The organism is Salmonella sp. 3C (genome assembly GCF_025426275.1).
GTDB classification, from domain to species: Bacteria; Pseudomonadota; Gammaproteobacteria; order Enterobacterales; family Enterobacteriaceae; genus Salmonella; species Salmonella enterica.
Genome location: NZ_CP104858.1, coordinates 3,325,575 through 3,342,381 on the forward strand (window position 1 = coordinate 3,325,575; position 16,807 = coordinate 3,342,381).

Annotated in this window: 15 protein-coding genes; 13 read left to right on the plus strand and 2 right to left on the minus strand. The window is 54.8% G+C overall.

The genetic code is table 11. The features are described 5' to 3' along the window. Nucleotides 1-5 precede the first annotated feature (5 nt). From pxpB to nei, 4 genes are all read left to right on the plus strand, one after another. On the plus strand, nt 6-662 hold the full coding sequence (gene pxpB / locus N7E69_RS15830; protein ID WP_001188371.1) for a 5-oxoprolinase subunit PxpB: 657 nt from the start codon (nt 6-8) through the stop codon (nt 660-662). Beyond that, on the plus strand, nt 656-1,588 hold the full coding sequence (gene pxpC / locus N7E69_RS15835) for a 5-oxoprolinase subunit PxpC (protein WP_000932042.1): 933 nt from the start codon (nt 656-658) through the stop codon (nt 1,586-1,588). The genes pxpB and pxpC overlap by 7 nt, the downstream gene beginning before the upstream one ends. Then, nucleotides 1,578-2,312 carry a 5-oxoprolinase subunit PxpA gene (pxpA, locus tag N7E69_RS15840; protein WP_001017925.1) on the plus strand — a complete coding sequence of 245 codons (735 nt, stop codon included), beginning with the start codon at nt 1,578-1,580 and terminating at the stop codon, nt 2,310-2,312. Before pxpC ends, pxpA begins: the two co-directional genes overlap by 11 nt. Nucleotides 2,313-2,433: 121 nt before the next feature. Next, a complete protein-coding gene (gene nei, locus N7E69_RS15845) occupies nt 2,434-3,225 on the plus strand; it encodes an endonuclease VIII (protein WP_001113972.1) in 792 nt (263 codons plus the stop codon). A gap of 54 nt (nt 3,226-3,279) precedes the next feature. Here nei and N7E69_RS15850 read toward each other — a convergent pair whose 3' ends face one another. Then, the gene (locus N7E69_RS15850; RefSeq protein ID WP_001122036.1) at nt 3,280-4,326 is read right to left on the minus strand and encodes an AbrB family transcriptional regulator; all 1,047 of its coding nucleotides are present in this window, start codon (nt 4,324-4,326) and stop codon (nt 3,280-3,282) included. A gap of 136 nt (nt 4,327-4,462) precedes the next feature. Beyond that, nucleotides 4,463-5,746: a citrate synthase gene (locus N7E69_RS15855; RefSeq protein WP_000785811.1), complete on the minus strand. Its 1,284-nt coding sequence runs from the start codon at nt 5,744-5,746 to the stop codon at nt 4,463-4,465. A gap of 100 nt (nt 5,747-5,846) precedes the next feature. On the opposite strand from N7E69_RS15855, the gene N7E69_RS15860 reads away from it, so the two are divergent. The 9 genes from N7E69_RS15860 to sucD all read left to right on the plus strand — a co-directional run bounded on the left by N7E69_RS15860 (nt 5,847) and on the right by sucD (nt 16,457). Further along, entirely contained in the window at nt 5,847-6,092 is a 246-nt protein-coding gene (locus N7E69_RS15860) for a hypothetical protein (protein WP_001539488.1), read from the plus strand. Between the two features lie 393 nt (nt 6,093-6,485). After that, on the plus strand, nt 6,486-6,890 hold the full coding sequence (gene sdhC, locus N7E69_RS15865) for a succinate dehydrogenase cytochrome b556 subunit (RefSeq protein WP_000263340.1): 405 nt from the start codon (nt 6,486-6,488) through the stop codon (nt 6,888-6,890). Beyond that, nucleotides 6,884-7,231 carry a succinate dehydrogenase membrane anchor subunit gene (gene sdhD / locus N7E69_RS15870; protein WP_000254356.1) on the plus strand — a complete coding sequence of 116 codons (348 nt, stop codon included), beginning with the start codon at nt 6,884-6,886 and terminating at the stop codon, nt 7,229-7,231. Before sdhC ends, sdhD begins: the two co-directional genes overlap by 7 nt. Continuing rightward, the gene (gene sdhA, locus N7E69_RS15875) at nt 7,231-8,997 is read left to right on the plus strand and encodes a succinate dehydrogenase flavoprotein subunit (protein ID WP_000775561.1); all 1,767 of its coding nucleotides are present in this window, start codon (nt 7,231-7,233) and stop codon (nt 8,995-8,997) included. Before sdhD ends, sdhA begins: the two co-directional genes overlap by 1 nt. Nucleotides 8,998-9,013: 16 nt before the next feature. Next, nucleotides 9,014-9,730, plus strand: a complete 717-nt coding sequence (sdhB, locus tag N7E69_RS15880) for a succinate dehydrogenase iron-sulfur subunit SdhB (RefSeq protein ID WP_001537859.1) — start codon at nt 9,014-9,016, stop codon at nt 9,728-9,730. A 525-nt stretch (nt 9,731-10,255) separates the two neighbouring features. Then, nucleotides 10,256-13,057: a 2-oxoglutarate dehydrogenase E1 component gene (gene sucA / locus N7E69_RS15885; protein WP_001181500.1), complete on the plus strand. Its 2,802-nt coding sequence runs from the start codon at nt 10,256-10,258 to the stop codon at nt 13,055-13,057. A gap of 14 nt (nt 13,058-13,071) precedes the next feature. Then, entirely contained in the window at nt 13,072-14,280 is a 1,209-nt protein-coding gene (gene odhB / locus N7E69_RS15890) for a 2-oxoglutarate dehydrogenase complex dihydrolipoyllysine-residue succinyltransferase (RefSeq protein ID WP_108610922.1), read from the plus strand. Nucleotides 14,281-14,421: 141 nt separating this feature from the next. Continuing rightward, on the plus strand, nt 14,422-15,588 hold the full coding sequence (gene sucC, locus N7E69_RS15895; RefSeq protein ID WP_001048588.1) for an ADP-forming succinate--CoA ligase subunit beta: 1,167 nt from the start codon (nt 14,422-14,424) through the stop codon (nt 15,586-15,588). Beyond that, on the plus strand, nt 15,588-16,457 hold the full coding sequence (sucD, locus tag N7E69_RS15900; RefSeq protein ID WP_000114635.1) for a succinate--CoA ligase subunit alpha: 870 nt from the start codon (nt 15,588-15,590) through the stop codon (nt 16,455-16,457). Before sucC ends, sucD begins: the two co-directional genes overlap by 1 nt. Nucleotides 16,458-16,807 lie beyond the last annotated feature (350 nt).

Here is a 16,807-nt window from a genome sequence, read left to right on the forward strand (position 1 = left end):
ATAAAGTGCAGCGAGCGCGTTGTTATCTGTTAGGCGAAACGGCGGTCGTTCTGGAACTTGAACCGCCGATTACGCTGGCGAGCCAGAAACGCATCTGGCGTCTGACGCAGCGTCTGGTCGATATGCCGAACGTGGTGGAAGCCATTCCCGGGATGAACAATATCACCGTGATCTTGCGGGAACCGCAAACCCTGGCGCTGGATGCGATTGAGCGTCTGCAGCGCTGGTGGGAAGAGAGCGAGGCGCTGGAGCCGGACTCGCGTTCGGTTGAGATCCCGGTGATCTATGGCGGCGCAGGCGGGCCGGATCTGGCGGCGGTGGCACGGCACAGCGGTTTGAGTGAAAAGCAGGTCGTGGAGCTACATGCCTCCGTTGAGTATGTCGTCTGGTTTTTAGGCTTTCAGCCTGGCTTTCCCTATCTTGGGAATTTACCAGAGCCGCTCCATATGCCCAGACGCGCGGAGCCGCGCCTGCAGGTTCCGGCCGGTTCTGTCGGCATCGGCGGCGCGCAGACGGGTATTTATCCATTATCCACGCCGGGCGGCTGGCAGCTGATCGGCCTCACGCCGTTGAAGTTATTCGATCCGATGCGGGAGCCCCCGGTTCTGCTACGCCCTGGCGACAGCGTACGCTTTGTGCCGCAAAAGGAGGGAATATGCTGAATATTATTCGCGCGGGGATTTATACCTCCGTGCAGGATAGCGGGCGTCACGGCTTTCGTCAGTCGGGGCTGAGTCACTGCGGCGCGCTGGATAAACCCGCCTTTCAGACCGCTAATCTCCTGGTCGGGAACGATGCGAATGCCCCGGCGCTGGAAATCACTCTCGGCCAACTGGTTGTCGAATTTGAAAATGAGACCTGGTTCGCTCTTACCGGCGCAGGCTGCGAGGCGCAGTTGGATGATCAACCGGTCTGGACCGGCTGGCGATTGCCGGTAAAAGCGGGTCAGCGTCTTACGCTGCATCGACCGCTTCACGGGATGCGTAGCTATCTGGCGGTGGCGGGCGGTATTGCTGTGCCGGAGGTGATGGGATCGTGTAGTACCGATCTGAAGTCCGGCATCGGTGGGCTGGAAGGACGGCTGCTAAAAGATGGCGATCGGCTGGCGACGGGTAAACCATCGCGACAGTTTAGCGGGCCGCAGGGCGTGAAGCAGTTACTGTGGGGGAATCGCATCCGTGCGCTACCGGGGCCGGAATACCGTGAGTTCGATCGCGCCTCGCAAGAAGCGTTCTGGCGTTCGCCATGGCAGCTCAGCCCGCAAAGTAATCGCATGGGCTATCGTTTGCAGGGACAATCGTTAACGCGGACAACGGATCGCGAACTGCTGTCGCACGGTTTGCTGCCCGGTGTCGTGCAGGTGCCTTACAACGGCCAACCTATTGTGCTAATGAATGATGCCCAGACAACTGGCGGCTATCCGCGCATTGCCTGCATCATCGAGGCAGATATGTACCATCTGGCGCAGATCCCGCTAGGGCAACCGATCCATTTTATGCAATGTTCGCTGGAAGAGGCGCTCAACGCGCGCCGCGAGCGTCAGCGCTATCTGGAACAGCTTACCTGGCGGCTTCAGCATGAACATTGATTTAAATGCGGATGTGGGCGAAGGCTGCGCCAGCGACAGCGAATTATTAACGCTGGTCTCCTCCGCCAATATCGCCTGTGGTTTTCACGCCGGTGATGCGCAAACCATGCTGACCAGCGTGCGCGAGGCGCTGAAAAACGGCGTGGCGATCGGCGCGCATCCCAGCTTTCCGGATCGGGATAATTTTGGGCGGACGGCGATGGCTTTGCCGCCGGAAACGGTATACGCCCAGACGCTGTACCAAATCGGCGCGCTGGGGGCGATTGTTCAGGCGCAAGGCAGCGTGATGCGCCATGTCAAACCGCACGGTATGCTCTATAACCAGGCGGCGAAAGATCCCCATCTGGCACAGGCGATTGCGAAAGCGGTACACGACTATGATCCGTCACTGATACTGGTTGGACTGGCGGGAAGTGAGCTGATCCGGGCCGGTGAGCGCCATCGCCTGGTGACGCGGCAGGAGGTGTTTGCCGATCGCGGCTATCAGGCCGACGGTAGCCTGGTGCCGCGCATGCAACCTGGCGCGCTGATTCACGACGAAGAGCAGGCGCTGGCGCAAACGCTGGATATGGTACAAGCCGGGAGAGTGAAAAGCGTTACTGGCGTGTGGACGACTGTCACGGCGCAAACGGTGTGCATTCATGGCGACGGCGAGTATGCGCTTGCATTCGCTCGCAGGTTACGCGCCGCGTTCAATGCGCGTAATATACACGTTATTGCCTGAGAGCCCGACGATTGAAGCTATTATATTACGGCTGTGGATATTCATTATGGCGTTCGATGTGCATTCCCGATAGTCAGAGGCGGTGTAGTCCATTAATCAACTGTTAACAAAGGATATTATTATGCCTGAAGGCCCGGAAATTCGTCGTGCGGCGGATAATCTGGAGGCGGCAATCAAAGGCAAACCCTTAACCGATGTCTGGTTTGCCTTTGCACAGTTAAAACCGTATGAATCGCAGCTTACCGGTCAACTTGTTACCCGGATAGAGACGCGGGGAAAAGCGTTATTGACCCACTTTTCAAATGGCCTGACGCTCTACAGCCACAACCAACTCTATGGCGTATGGCGGGTGATCGATACTGGTGAAATACCGCAGACCACGCGTATATTGCGCGTCAGGCTACAAACGGCGGATAAAACTATTCTGCTTTATAGCGCGTCTGATATCGAAATGCTGACAGCAGAGCAGCTCACGACGCACCCTTTTTTACAGCGGGTCGGTCCGGATGTGCTGGACGCGCGTCTCACTCCGGAAGAGGTTAAAGTTCGATTGCTGTCGCCGCGTTTTCGCAACCGACAATTTTCTGGGCTGTTGCTGGATCAGGCCTTTCTGGCGGGATTGGGGAATTATCTGCGCGTTGAAATCCTCTGGCAGGTAGGGTTAACCGGACAGCATAAAGCGAAAGATCTCAACGAGGCGCAACTGAATGCGCTTTCTCACGCGCTGTTGGATATTCCGCGCCTGTCCTACACGACTCGCGGTCAGTCGGATGAAAACAAGCATCATGGCGCACTGTTTCGCTTTAAGGTTTTCCATCGTGACGGCGAAGCGTGCGAGCGGTGCGGCGGCATTATTGAAAAGACAACACTGTCCTCACGCCCGTTTTACTGGTGCCCGCATTGCCAGAAATAGCCGGAACCGCCATCGGCGAGCGGCTATTGCCTGATGGCGCGACGCTTATCAGCCCTACAAAGGTTGTCTGGGCGCATAGGTTGATATAAAACGGGCCACTGCTGGCCCAGTTAACAGAATGCTGAACAGCCGTAGGGTTTGCATTGCCATGATGAGCGCCATATCGGCACTGCTTCCTGCCGCGATCGCGGCAACCGTATCCAGACCACCGGGACTGGTGGCGAGATAAGCCGTCATAAAATCAATCTGCATGTAGTAAGCCATTCCCCACGCCATCGCGGCGCAAATCGCCATCAGCGCGAAAATTGACAATAAGATTTGCGGCAATGGCCGCAGCGCCATAAAAAACACCTGTCTGTCAAAACCCAGCCCAATACGCCAGCCTATCGCCATATACGCCACGGCCAGCAGCCATTCGGGTAATTCAATTTCAATGATGCCTTGCGAATGGAGAATCGCGCCTGCCAACATGGGGAGCAGCATCGTGCCGGAAGGGATACGCAACAGGCGACCGGCAATGCCCGCCACGATCGCTAATAGCAGCGTCGTCAATAAATTACCGCTAAGCGGTGGAAACCAGATCACCTGTTGGCTGACCGCTGCCGCGCTGTCGCCGAGTATCAGGCGTGTCACCAGCACCGCCGCGCCAGCCACAAACAGTACCCGTAGATACTGCATAAACGCCACCAGGCGGATATCCGCCCCGTAATCTTGCGCCATCGCTACCATTGCCGCCGCGCCGCCCGGCGAAGACCCCCATGCGCCGGTGTTGCCGGGCAGCGAGCTGTAGCGTACCAGCAGCCAGCCGACTATCGCGCTGGAAAGCAGCGTCACCAGCAACACTAAAAGCACGACCGGCCAGTAGAGGGCGAGGGTGGTCAATATCGAACCGGTTAGATTTTGGGCGATCATACAGCCGAGAATCGCCTGCGCGGCGAGAAAAATACCGCGCGGAAGTTGTAGCGTACTACCTCGCAAACTCAACACGATACCCGCAATCATTGGACCGAGCAGCATCGCCGCCGGAAGGTGCAGCCAGAGAAAAATAAGGGAAATGAGCAGCGATAACAGGAACAACAAAAACCACTGCAGAATCGGCATTCCATGCTCCCTGAATGATATTTAGCGAAACCTTAATTAATCATAGAGAGTAACGGGGTAAGAATAAAATAATGAGGATAAGAAAAAAGGGAAAATGTACCGGATGGCGAGGGTTGCGTCGCCATCCGGTTGTCAATTAACGCTTCAGCGCCGATTTAAAATCGCGTTTATCGTAGCCGGTATACAGCTGACGAGGACGGGCGATTTTCATGCCGTCAGTGTGCATTTCATTCCAGTGTGCAATCCAGCCAACGGTACGCGCCATGGCGAAGATCACGGTGAACATGGAGGACGGAATGCCCATCGCTTTCAGAATGATGCCGGAGTAGAAGTCTACGTTCGGGTACAGTTTCTTCTCGATGAAGTACGGGTCGTTGAGCGCAATGTGCTCAAGCTCCATCGCCACTTCCAGCAGATCATCTTTGGTGCCCAGCTCTTTCAGCACTTCATGGCAGGTTTCACGCATCACGGTGGCGCGCGGATCGTAGTTTTTGTAAACACGGTGACCGAAGCCCATCAGGCGGAAAGAATCATTCTTGTCTTTCGCACGGCGAACAAATTCCGGAATGTGTTTAACAGAGCTGATTTCTTCCAGCATTTTCAGCGCGGCTTCGTTGGCGCCGCCGTGCGCGGGTCCCCACAGGGAGGCGATCCCGGCGGCAATGCAGGCGAATGGGTTGGCGCCGCTTGAACCTGCGGTACGTACCGTTGACGTTGAGGCGTTCTGCTCATGGTCAGCGTGCAGGATCAGAATACGGTCCATCGCGCGCTCCAGTACCGGATTCACTTCATAGGTTTCACACGGCGTGGAGAACATCATGTTCAGGAAGTTACCGGCGTAGGAAAGGTCGTTGCGCGGATAAACAAACGGCTGACCGATGGAATATTTGTAACACATCGCCGCCATGGTCGGCATTTTGGACAGCAGGCGGAACGCCGCGATTTCACGGTGGCGCGGATTGTTCACATCCAGCGAGTCGTGGTAGAACGCCGCCAGCGCGCCAGTGATCCCGCACATTACCGCCATCGGATGTGAGTCGCGACGGAAAGCATGGAACAGGCGAGTGATTTGCTCATGGATCATCGTATGGCGGGTGACTGTCGTTCTGAACTCGTCATACTCTTCCTGCGTCGGTTTTTCGCCGTACAGCAGGATGTAACAGACTTCCAGATAGTTGGAATCGGTAGCAAGCTGGTCAATCGGGAAACCGCGATGCAACAAAATGCCTTCGTCGCCGTCGATGAAGGTGATTTTAGATTCGCAGGATGCGGTAGAGGTGAAACCAGGGTCAAAAGTAAAAACTCCTTTTGAACCGAGACTACGAATATCAATAACATCTTGACCGAGTGTACCTTTTAGCACATCCAGTTCAATAGCAGTGTCACCAGTAAGGGTGATTTTTGCCTTTGTATCAGCCATTTACGGTCTCCTTAGCGCCTTATTGCTTAAGACTGCCGGAACTCAGACTTGCCTTCTCCACGTCATCTTCCTCGTCGTTAGTGCAGGGAAGATTCTGTGTATGCATCAATCAACCGTTACCAGTTTGTTATTTGGCTCGCCGCTCTGTGAAAGAGGGGATGACCTGGGTACAGAGCAATGGGCGCTTGCAGGTAACGGCTTGATTAATTTCGAATTAGCAGCAAATCAGGAACGTAGCAATCCGAGTAATGTAACCTGTCTATCACTAATAACTGTCCTGAAAGAATGGGTCAATATCATTGTACTGTTACATAACTTATTAACAGGTGAAAGAGTGACCCCATAACTTTTACGCATTATATGCTTTTTCTGGTGTCGTTTGTAACAATTTTGTTTAATGTTTGTCAAATCAGATGATTGAAAATTAAAAAAATGTTGTTATCGTGACCTGTGTCACTGTTCAGGATAAAACCCGACAAACTATATGTAGGTTAATTGTAATGATTTTGTGAACGTCCTATACTGCCGCCAGGTCTCCGGAATACCCTGCAATCCCGAGCCACCCAGCGTTGTAACGTGTCGTTTTAGCTACTGGAAGCAGTGTTTTACATGACGCGCAGTTATAGAAAGGACGCTGTCTGACCCGCACGCAGACCGGAGGAAGGAAATCCCGTCGTCTTTCTGGCTACAGGTAGATTCACCTCTGTAACCGAAGTCTTAAGGGAATAATAAGAACAGCATGTGGGCGTTATTCATGATAAGAAATGTGAAAAAACAAAGACCTGTCAATCTGGATCTACAAACGATTCGGTTCCCCATCACAGCGATAGCGTCCATTCTCCATCGCGTATCCGGTGTGATTACTTTCATCGCCGTCGGCATACTACTGTGGCTACTGGGCACCAGCCTCTCTTCTCCGGAAGGATTCCAGCAGGCCGCCGATATCATGGACGGCTTCATCGTTAAATTTATCATGTGGGGCATCCTTACCGCGCTGGCGTATCACGTCATCGTGGGAATTCGTCACATGTTAATGGATTTTGGCTATCTGGAAGAAACATTCGAAGCGGGTCAACGCTCTGCCAAAATCTCTTTTGTTATCACTGTCGTGCTTTCACTTCTCGCAGGAGTCCTCGTATGGTAAGCAACGCCTCCGCATTAGGACGCAATGGCGTACATGACTTCATCCTGGTCCGTGCTACCGCTATCGTTCTGACGTTATACATCATCTACATGGTGGGTTTTTTCGCCACGAGCGGCGAACTGACCTTTGAAGCCTGGACCGGTTTCTTCTCATCGGCCTTCACCAAAGTCTTCACCCTGCTGGCGCTTTTTTCCATCTTGATTCATGCCTGGATCGGCATGTGGCAGGTGTTAACCGACTACGTTAAACCACTGGCAGTGCGTCTGATACTGCAACTCGTTATTGTTGTTGCGCTGGTGGTTTACGTCATCTATGGATTTGTTGTGGTGTGGGGTGTGTAATGAAACTGCCAGTCAGAGAATTTGATGCTGTTGTGATTGGTGCCGGTGGCGCAGGTATGCGCGCGGCGCTGCAAATTTCCCAGAGCGGCCAAACCTGTGCGCTGCTCTCGAAAGTCTTCCCGACCCGTTCCCATACCGTTTCCGCGCAGGGCGGTATCACCGTGGCGCTCGGCAATACCCATGAAGATAACTGGGAATGGCACATGTACGATACCGTAAAAGGGTCGGACTACATTGGTGACCAGGATGCTATCGAATATATGTGTAAGACCGGACCGGAAGCGATTCTGGAACTGGAGCACATGGGGCTACCGTTCTCCCGTCTTGATGATGGACGTATCTATCAGCGCCCGTTCGGCGGCCAGTCGAAAAACTTTGGCGGCGAGCAGGCGGCACGTACCGCGGCGGCGGCTGACCGTACCGGTCACGCCTTGCTGCACACGTTGTATCAACAGAATTTGAAAAACCACACCACGATTTTCTCCGAATGGTATGCGCTGGATCTGGTGAAAAACCAGGATGGCGCGGTGGTGGGGTGTACCGCACTGTGCATCGAAACCGGTGAAGTGGTGTACTTCAAAGCCCGCGCGACGGTGCTGGCGACCGGCGGCGCAGGCCGTATCTACCAGTCCACCACCAACGCTCACATCAACACCGGTGACGGTGTCGGTATGGCGCTGCGTGCCGGTGTCCCGGTGCAGGACATGGAAATGTGGCAGTTCCACCCGACCGGCATCGCCGGGGCGGGCGTGCTGGTGACAGAAGGCTGCCGCGGCGAAGGCGGTTACCTGCTGAACAAACACGGCGAGCGCTTTATGGAGCGTTATGCGCCGAATGCCAAAGACCTGGCGGGTCGTGACGTGGTGGCGCGTTCCATCATGATCGAAATCCGTGAAGGCCGCGGCTGTGATGGTCCGTGGGGGCCGCACGCTAAACTGAAACTGGATCACCTGGGTAAAGAGGTGCTGGAATCTCGCCTGCCGGGTATCCTGGAGCTGTCCCGTACTTTCGCCCACGTTGACCCGGTGAAAGAGCCGATTCCGGTTATCCCGACCTGCCACTACATGATGGGCGGTATTCCGACTAAAGTGACCGGTCAGGCGCTGACCGTGAACGAGCAGGGCGAAGACGTGGTCATTCCGGGGCTGTTTGCGGTAGGCGAAATCGCCTGTGTATCGGTTCACGGCGCCAACCGTCTGGGCGGTAACTCACTGCTGGATCTGGTGGTCTTTGGCCGCGCGGCGGGGCTGCATTTACAGGAATCCATCGCCGAGCAGGGCGTGCTGCGCGACGCCAGCGAGTCTGACGTTGAAGGTTCTCTGGAGCGCCTGAATCGCTGGAACAATAACCGCAATGGCGAAGATCCGGTGGCTATCCGCAAAGCGTTGCAGGAGTGTATGCAGCATAACTTCTCCGTATTCCGTGAAGGCGACGCGATGGCGAAAGGGCTTGAGCAGTTGAAAGTGATCCGCGAGCGTCTGAAAAACGCCCGTCTGGATGACACGTCCAGCGAGTTTAATACCCAGCGTGTTGAGTGTCTGGAGCTGGATAACCTGATGGAAACCGCCTACGCCACTGCCGTATCAGCCAACTTCCGAACGGAAAGCCGCGGCGCGCATAGCCGCTTCGATTTCCCGGAGCGTGATGATGCCAACTGGTTGTGTCATACCCTGTATCAGCCGCAAACGGAATCCATGACGCGCCGAAGCGTCAATATGGAGCCGAAACTGCGTCCGGCGTTCCCGCCGAAGATTCGTACTTATTAATTGCGGAGACAGGATGATGAAACTCGAATTTTCGATTTATCGTTATAACCCGGATGTCGATAACGCTCCGCGTATGCAGGATTACACCCTGGAAGGCGAAGAAGGGCGCGACATGATGCTGCTGGATGCGTTAATCCAGCTTAAAGAAAAAGATCCCAGCCTTTCTTTCCGCCGTTCCTGCCGCGAAGGTGTGTGCGGTTCTGATGGTTTGAATATGAACGGTAAGAATGGTCTGGCCTGTATTACCCCTATTTCGGCGCTGACTCAGCCGGGTAAGAAGATTGTGATTCGCCCGCTGCCCGGTTTGCCGGTGATCCGCGATTTGGTGGTAGACATGGGGCAATTCTACGCACAATATGAGAAGATTAAGCCTTACTTATTGAATAATGGGCAAAATCCACCGGCTCGTGAGCATCTGCAGATGCCGGAGCAGCGTGAAAAACTCGATGGGCTGTATGAATGTATTCTTTGCGCCTGTTGCTCAACATCCTGCCCGTCATTCTGGTGGAACCCGGATAAGTTTATCGGTCCGGCGGGGCTGCTCGCGGCGTATCGATTCCTGATCGATAGTCGTGATACCGAGACCGACAGTCGTCTGGAAGGGATGAGCGATGCATTCAGCGTATTCCGCTGTCACAGCATTATGAACTGCGTCAGTGTATGTCCTAAGGGACTGAACCCGACGCGCGCTATCGGCCATATTAAGTCGATGCTGTTGCAGCGTAGCGCATAAGTAGTTGTAGTGGTTGCCGGATGGCGACGTACCGTCTTATCCGGCCTACAGGTTACGTATTCTGTAGGCCTGATAAGCCAGGCGCCATCGGGCAATAGAAGTGCAGGAAACCTCTAAAAACTGCCATATGATTAGTAATAATCGAGATGTTCAGAGCGAGACAAGGCGCGGTCTGAACGAATCTTCGGGAGCATAGTTAACTATGTGACCGGAGTGAGCGAAGGCCGCAACGCAGTCGTAGCCTGAACAGCGAAGATTATTAGACAGTTTTTAAAGGTTCCTTAGCGGACGCAGATGACACGACAGTCCGCAACAAGTGAACCCCGGCACGCATACGGCGTATGCGTGGTTAGTATCCACGGCGAAATACTCGTCATAGTTCACGTTGCATGTGCGTTGGCTGCACTTGCTCACCCCGGTCACTTACTGGATGTAAGCTCCCAGGGATTCGCAAGCTTGCCGCCTTCCTGAAACGTGACCTATTTAGAGTATTAAATAAGCAGAAAAGATGCTTAAGGGATCACGATGCAGAACAGCGCTTTGAAAGCCTGGTTGGACTCTTCTTACCTCTCTGGTTCGAATCAGAGCTGGATAGAACAGCTCTATGAAGACTTCTTAACCGATCCTGACTCGGTAGACGCTAACTGGCGTTTGACGTTCCAGCAGTTACCTGGTACCGGAGTCAAACCGGATCAACTCCATTCAAAAACACGTGAATATTTCCGGCGGCAGGCGTTGGCTGGCTCACGTCACTCTTCTACGATTTCCGACCCTGACACCAATGTGAAGCAGGTTAAAGTCCTGCAGCTTATCAACGCTTATCGTTTCCGTGGCCATCAGCATGCAAACCTCGATCCGCTGGGACTGTGGAAACAAGAACGCGTGGCGGATCTGGACCCTTCTTTCCATGATTTGACCGAGGCCGATTTCCAGGAAACCTTCAATGTCGGCTCCTTTGCCAGCGGCAAAGAGACGATGAAGCTGGGCGAGCTGCTCGACGCGCTCAAACAGACCTACTGCGGCCCGATTGGCGCTGAGTATATGCACATCACCAGCACCGAAGAGAAACGCTGGATCCAACAGCGCATCGAATCCGGTCGTGCGGCCTTTAGCGCTGACGAGAAAAAACGTTTCCTGAACGAACTGACCGCCGCTGAAGGGCTGGAACGTTATCTGGGTGCCAAATTCCCGGGTGCGAAACGTTTCTCGCTTGAGGGGGGAGATGCGCTGATACCCATGCTGAAAGAGATGGTTCGCCATGCGGGTAACAGCGGAACTCGCGAAGTGGTGCTGGGGATGGCGCACCGCGGTCGCCTGAACGTGCTGATCAACGTACTGGGTAAAAAACCGCAGGATCTGTTCGACGAGTTTGCCGGTAAACATAAAGAACATCTGGGTACCGGCGACGTGAAGTATCACATGGGCTTCTCGTCAGATATCGAAACCGAAGGCGGTCTGGTTCACCTGGCGCTGGCGTTTAACCCATCGCACCTGGAAATTGTGAGCCCGGTGGTGATGGGCTCCGTGCGTGCCCGTCTGGACCGACTGGACGAACCGAGCAGCAACAAAGTGTTGCCGATCACTATTCACGGCGACGCCGCGGTGACCGGCCAGGGCGTGGTTCAGGAAACCCTGAACATGTCGAAAGCGCGCGGTTACGAAGTGGGCGGTACGGTACGTATCGTTATCAACAACCAGGTGGGCTTCACCACCTCTAACCCACTGGATGCGCGTTCAACGCCTTACTGCACCGATATCGGTAAAATGGTCCAGGCGCCGATTTTCCACGTCAATGCGGACGATCCGGAAGCCGTCGCTTTTGTGACCCGTCTGGCGCTGGACTTCCGTAACACCTTTAAACGCGATGTGTTCATCGATCTGGTGTGCTACCGCCGTCACGGCCACAACGAAGCCGACGAGCCAAGCGCAACCCAGCCGCTGATGTACCAGAAAATTAAAAAGCATCCGACGCCGCGTAAAATCTACGCCGACAAGCTGGAAGCGGACAAAGTCGCGACGCTGGAAGATGCCACCGAAATGGTTAACCTCTATCGCGATGCGCTGGATGCAGGCGAATGCGTGGTGAAAGAGTGGCGTCCGATGAATATGCACTCGTTCACCTGGTCGCCGTATCTAAACCACGAATGGGATGAAGCATACCCGAACAAGGTAGAAATGAAGCGTCTGCAGGAGCTGGCAAAACGTATCAGCACTGTGCCGGAAGCCATTGAAATGCAGTCTCGCGTGGCGAAAATTTATGGCGACCGTCAGGCAATGGCGGCAGGCGAGAAATTGTTTGACTGGGGCGGCGCGGAAAATCTGGCTTACGCCACGCTGGTCGATGAAGGCATTCCGGTGCGCCTGTCCGGGGAAGACTCCGGTCGCGGCACCTTCTTCCATCGTCATGCGGTGATCCACAACCAGACGAACGGCTCAACGTATACGCCGTTGCAGCATATTCACAGCGGTCAGGGACAGTTTAAAGTCTGGGACTCCGTGCTGTCTGAAGAAGCGGTACTGGCTTTTGAATACGGTTATGCCACGGCGGAACCACGTACCCTGACTATCTGGGAAGCGCAGTTTGGCGATTTTGCCAACGGCGCGCAGGTAGTGATTGACCAGTTCATCTCCTCCGGCGAGCAGAAATGGGGCCGGATGTGCGGTCTGGTGATGCTGTTGCCGCACGGCTATGAAGGGCAGGGGCCGGAGCACTCTTCCGCGCGTCTGGAACGTTATCTGCAACTTTGCGCCGAGCAGAATATGCAGGTTTGCGTGCCGTCCACCCCGGCGCAGGTCTACCATATGCTGCGCCGTCAGGCGCTGCGCGGGATGCGTCGTCCGCTGGTGGTGATGTCGCCGAAATCGCTGCTGCGTCACCCGCTGGCGGTTTCCACGCTTGATGAACTGGCGAACGGTTCCTTCCAGCCGGCCATTGGCGAAATTGACGAGCTGGACCCTAAAGCCGTAAAACGCGTGGTAATGTGTTCTGGTAAGGTTTATTACGACCTGCTGGAACAACGTCGCAAAAACGACCAGAAAGATGTCGCTATCGTGCGCATCGAACAGCTCTATCCGTTCCCGCATAAAGCGGTGCAGGAAGCGCTGCAACCATACGCTCACGTCCATGATTTTGTCTGGTGCCAGGAAGAGCCGCTCAACCAGGGCGCATGGTACTGCAGCCAGCATCATTTCCGTGAAGTGATTCCGTTTGGGGCCGCTCTGCGTTATGCAGGTCGCCCGGCCTCCGCCTCTCCGGCGGTAGGGTATATGTCCGTTCACCAGAAACAGCAACAAGATCTGGTTAATGACGCGCTGAACGTCGATTAAATAAAGGATAAATAATGAGTAGCGTAGATATTCTTGTTCCCGACCTGCCTGAGTCCGTAGCGGACGCGACCGTCGCCACCTGGCATAAAAAACCGGGCGATGCGGTTGTTCGTGACGAAGTGCTGGTAGAAATCGAAACTGACAAAGTGGTACTGGAAGTACCGGCATCAGCGGACGGCATTCTGGATGCGGTTCTGGAAGAGGAGGGGACGACTGTCACCTCTCGCCAGATCCTGGGTCGCCTGCGTGAAGGCAACAGCGCGGGTAAAGAGACCAGCGCGAAATCTGAAGAGAAAGCGTCTACGCCGGCACAGTGCCAGCAGGCTTCGCTGGAAGAACAAAACAACGATGCGCTCAGCCCGGCGATCCGTCGCCTGCTGGCTGAACACAATCTGGAAGCCAGCGCCATTAAAGGCACTGGTGTGGGTGGGCGTCTGACCCGTGAAGATGTGGAAAAACATCTGGCGAAAGGCGAGTCTAAAGCACCCGCTGTTGAACCTGCAGCGCAACCCGCTCTGGGCGCGCGCGGCGAAAAACGCGTGCCAATGACCCGCCTGCGCAAGCGCGTGGCCGAGCGTCTGCTGGAAGCGAAAAATTCCACCGCCATGCTGACGACCTTCAATGAAGTCAACATGAAGCCGATTATGGATTTGCGTAAGCAGTATGGCGAAGTGTTTGAAAAACGTCATGGTATCCGCCTGGGCTTTATGTCCTTCTACGTGAAAGCGGTAGTGGAAGCGCTGAAGCGTTATCCGGAAGTGAACGCCTCTATCGACGGCGATGACGTGGTGTATCACAACTACTTTGATGTGAGCATGGCGGTGTCTACGCCGCGCGGCCTGGTCACGCCGGTCCTGCGTGACGTGGATACGCTGGGCATGGCTGACATCGAGAAAAAAATTAAAGAACTGGCTGTCAAAGGCCGCGACGGCAAGCTGACCGTAGAAGATCTGACCGGTGGTAACTTTACCATTACCAACGGCGGCGTATTCGGTTCGCTGATGTCTACCCCGATCATCAACCCGCCGCAGAGCGCGATTCTGGGAATGCATGCTATTAAAGACAGGCCGATGGCGGTGGATGGCAAGGTGGAAATCCTGCCGATGATGTACTTGGCGCTCTCTTACGATCATCGCCTGATCGATGGTCGTGAATCCGTGGGCTTCCTGGTCACCATCAAAGAGTTGCTGGAAGATCCGACCCGTCTGCTGTTGGACGTGTAGTCAGCAAGAGCATCACCTGCTACCTGTAGGCCGGATAAGGCGTTCACGCCGCCATCCGGCGATGGTGTAATGCCTGATGGCGCGCAGCTTTCAGGCCTACAGGTCTAAAGATAACGATTACCTGAAGGATGGACAGAACACATGAACTTACATGAATATCAGGCAAAACAACTTTTTGCCCGCTATGGCTTACCGGCGCCGGTGGGTTATGCCTGTACTACTCCGCGTGAAGCCGAAGAAGCCGCGTCTAAAATCGGTGCCGGCCCGTGGGTAGTGAAATGTCAGGTTCACGCTGGCGGCCGCGGCAAAGCGGGCGGTGTGAAGGTAGTAAAAAGCAAGGAAGAGATTCGCGCCTTTGCGGAAAACTGGCTGGGCAAACGTCTGGTGACCTATCAAACAGACGCTAATGGCCAACCGGTAAACCAGATTCTGGTTGAAGCGGCGACCGACATCGACAAAGAACTGTATCTCGGCGCGGTGGTTGACCGTAGTTCTCGTCGCGTGGTCTTTATGGCGTCTACCGAAGGCGGCGTAGAGATCGAAAAAGTCGCGGAGGAAACCCCGCATCTGATCCATAAAGTCGCGCTCGATCCGCTGACCGGCCCGATGCCGTATCAGGGGCGGGAGCTAGCGTTCAAATTGGGTCTGGAAGGTAAACTGGTGCAGCAGTTCACCAAAATCTTTATGGGCCTGGCAACCATTTTCCTTGAGCGCGACCTGGCGCTGATCGAAATTAATCCGCTGGTGATCACTAAGCAGGGCGATCTGATTTGCCTCGACGGCAAGCTGGGCGCTGACGGCAACGCGCTGTTCCGCCAGCCGGATCTGCGTGAAATGCGCGACCAGTCTCAGGAAGACCCGCGTGAAGCGCAGGCGGCGCAGTGGGAACTGAACTACGTCGCGCTGGACGGCAACATCGGTTGCATGGTGAACGGCGCGGGCCTGGCGATGGGCACCATGGACATCGTTAAGCTGCATGGCGGCGAACCGGCTAACTTCCTTGACGTAGGCGGCGGCGCAACCAAAGAGCGCGTCACCGAAGCGTTTAAAATTATCCTCTCGGATGACAACGTGAAAGCGGTTCTGGTTAACATCTTCGGCGGTATCGTCCGTTGTGACCTGATTGCCGACGGTATCATCGGCGCGGTGGAAGAAGTGGGCGTTAACGTTCCGGTGGTGGTGCGTCTGGAAGGCAACAACGCCGAACTCGGCGCGAAGAAACTGGCTGACAGTGGCCTGAATATTATTGCAGCGAAAAGTCTGACGGATGCAGCTCAGCAGGTTGTTGCCGCAGTGGAGGGGAAATAATGTCCGTTTTAATTAATAAAGATACCAAGGTTATCTGCCAGGGCTTCACCGGTAGCCAGGGGACTTTCCACTCCGAACAGGCGATTGCTTACGGTACGCAGATGGTCGGCGGCGTAACGCCGGGCAAAGGCGGCACCACGCATCTGGGTCTGCCGGTGTTCAACACCGTGCGCGAAGCGGTAGAAGCTACCGGTGCGACCGCATCCGTTGTCTACGTGCCGGCGCCGTTCTGCAAAGACTCCATTCTGGAAGCGATCGACGCAGGCATCAAACTGATTATCACCATCACCGAAGGTATTCCGACGCTGGATATGCTGACCGTGAAAGTGAAGCTGGACGAAGCGGGCGTACGCATGATCGGCCCGAACTGCCCAGGTGTGATCACCCCGGGCGAATGCAAAATCGGCATCATGCCGGGTCACATTCATAAGCCGGGTAAAGTGGGTATCGTTTCCCGTTCCGGCACGCTGACCTATGAAGCGGTTAAGCAGACCACCGACTACGGTTTCGGCCAGTCCACCTGCGTGGGTATCGGCGGTGACCCGATTCCGGGCTCTAACTTCATCGACATCCTGAAATTGTTCCAGGAAGATCCGCAGACTGAAGCGATCGTGATGATCGGCGAGATCGGCGGTAGCGCAGAAGAAGAAGCGGCGGCTTATATTAAAGACCACGTGACCAAGCCGGTTGTTGGCTATATCGCGGGTGTTACCGCGCCGAAAGGCAAGCGTATGGGCCACGCTGGCGCCATCATTGCCGGTGGTAAAGGCACTGCGGATGAAAAATTCGCCGCGCTGGAAGCCGCGGGCGTGAAAACCGTTCGCAGCCTGGCCGATATCGGCGAAGCGCTGAAAGCAATTATAAAATAAAACTCGCTGTTCCTGCGGGAACAGATAAATGTCCGTTTTCGACATGGTTGGCCACCTTTACGGTGGCCTTTTTTATGGCTTTATTGTTTGTGGCAAAGTACGGGTGAAGCATCCGGGATATAAAATTATTGGCTTTGTAAATATTGAACTATAGGAAAATGATGCCTCATTAAAAAAACATGGTGGAGTCTAAAAATAATTGATAATAACCGTCTGGCAGCGGCAGTAAATTTACTCAGATTGCTGGTTAACTCTTTTTCAGCAAATACAGATGCTGTCTTAGTGAAAGACCTGCCGACCTCACTGGAGACGGATTATGCGCTTTCCGCCATGAAAAAAACGCATCGCAG

What these genes read in the sequence shown, in the direction of transcription:
- sucA (WP_001181500.1), top strand. Translation starts at nt 10,256, where the DNA reads ATGCAGAACAGCGCTTTGAAAGCCTGGTTGGACTCTTCTTACCTCTCT.
- sucD (WP_000114635.1), top strand. Translation starts at nt 15,588, where the DNA reads ATGTCCGTTTTAATTAATAAAGATACCAAGGTTATCTGCCAGGGCTTC.
- sucC (WP_001048588.1), top strand. Translation starts at nt 14,422, where the DNA reads ATGAACTTACATGAATATCAGGCAAAACAACTTTTTGCCCGCTATGGC.
- N7E69_RS15855 (WP_000785811.1), bottom strand. Translation starts at nt 5,746, where the DNA reads ATGGCTGATACAAAGGCAAAAATCACCCTTACTGGTGACACTGCTATT.
- sdhD (WP_000254356.1), top strand. Translation starts at nt 6,884, where the DNA reads ATGGTAAGCAACGCCTCCGCATTAGGACGCAATGGCGTACATGACTTC.
- sdhC (WP_000263340.1), top strand. Translation starts at nt 6,486, where the DNA reads ATGTGGGCGTTATTCATGATAAGAAATGTGAAAAAACAAAGACCTGTC.
- N7E69_RS15860 (WP_001539488.1), top strand. Translation starts at nt 5,847, where the DNA reads ATGCATCAATCAACCGTTACCAGTTTGTTATTTGGCTCGCCGCTCTGT.
- sdhA (WP_000775561.1), top strand. Translation starts at nt 7,231, where the DNA reads ATGAAACTGCCAGTCAGAGAATTTGATGCTGTTGTGATTGGTGCCGGT.
- odhB (WP_108610922.1), top strand. Translation starts at nt 13,072, where the DNA reads ATGAGTAGCGTAGATATTCTTGTTCCCGACCTGCCTGAGTCCGTAGCG.
- sdhB (WP_001537859.1), top strand. Translation starts at nt 9,014, where the DNA reads ATGAAACTCGAATTTTCGATTTATCGTTATAACCCGGATGTCGATAAC.
- pxpA (WP_001017925.1), top strand. Translation starts at nt 1,578, where the DNA reads ATGAACATTGATTTAAATGCGGATGTGGGCGAAGGCTGCGCCAGCGAC.
- nei (WP_001113972.1), top strand. Translation starts at nt 2,434, where the DNA reads ATGCCTGAAGGCCCGGAAATTCGTCGTGCGGCGGATAATCTGGAGGCG.
- N7E69_RS15850 (WP_001122036.1), bottom strand. Translation starts at nt 4,326, where the DNA reads ATGCCGATTCTGCAGTGGTTTTTGTTGTTCCTGTTATCGCTGCTCATT.
- pxpC (WP_000932042.1), top strand. Translation starts at nt 656, where the DNA reads ATGCTGAATATTATTCGCGCGGGGATTTATACCTCCGTGCAGGATAGC.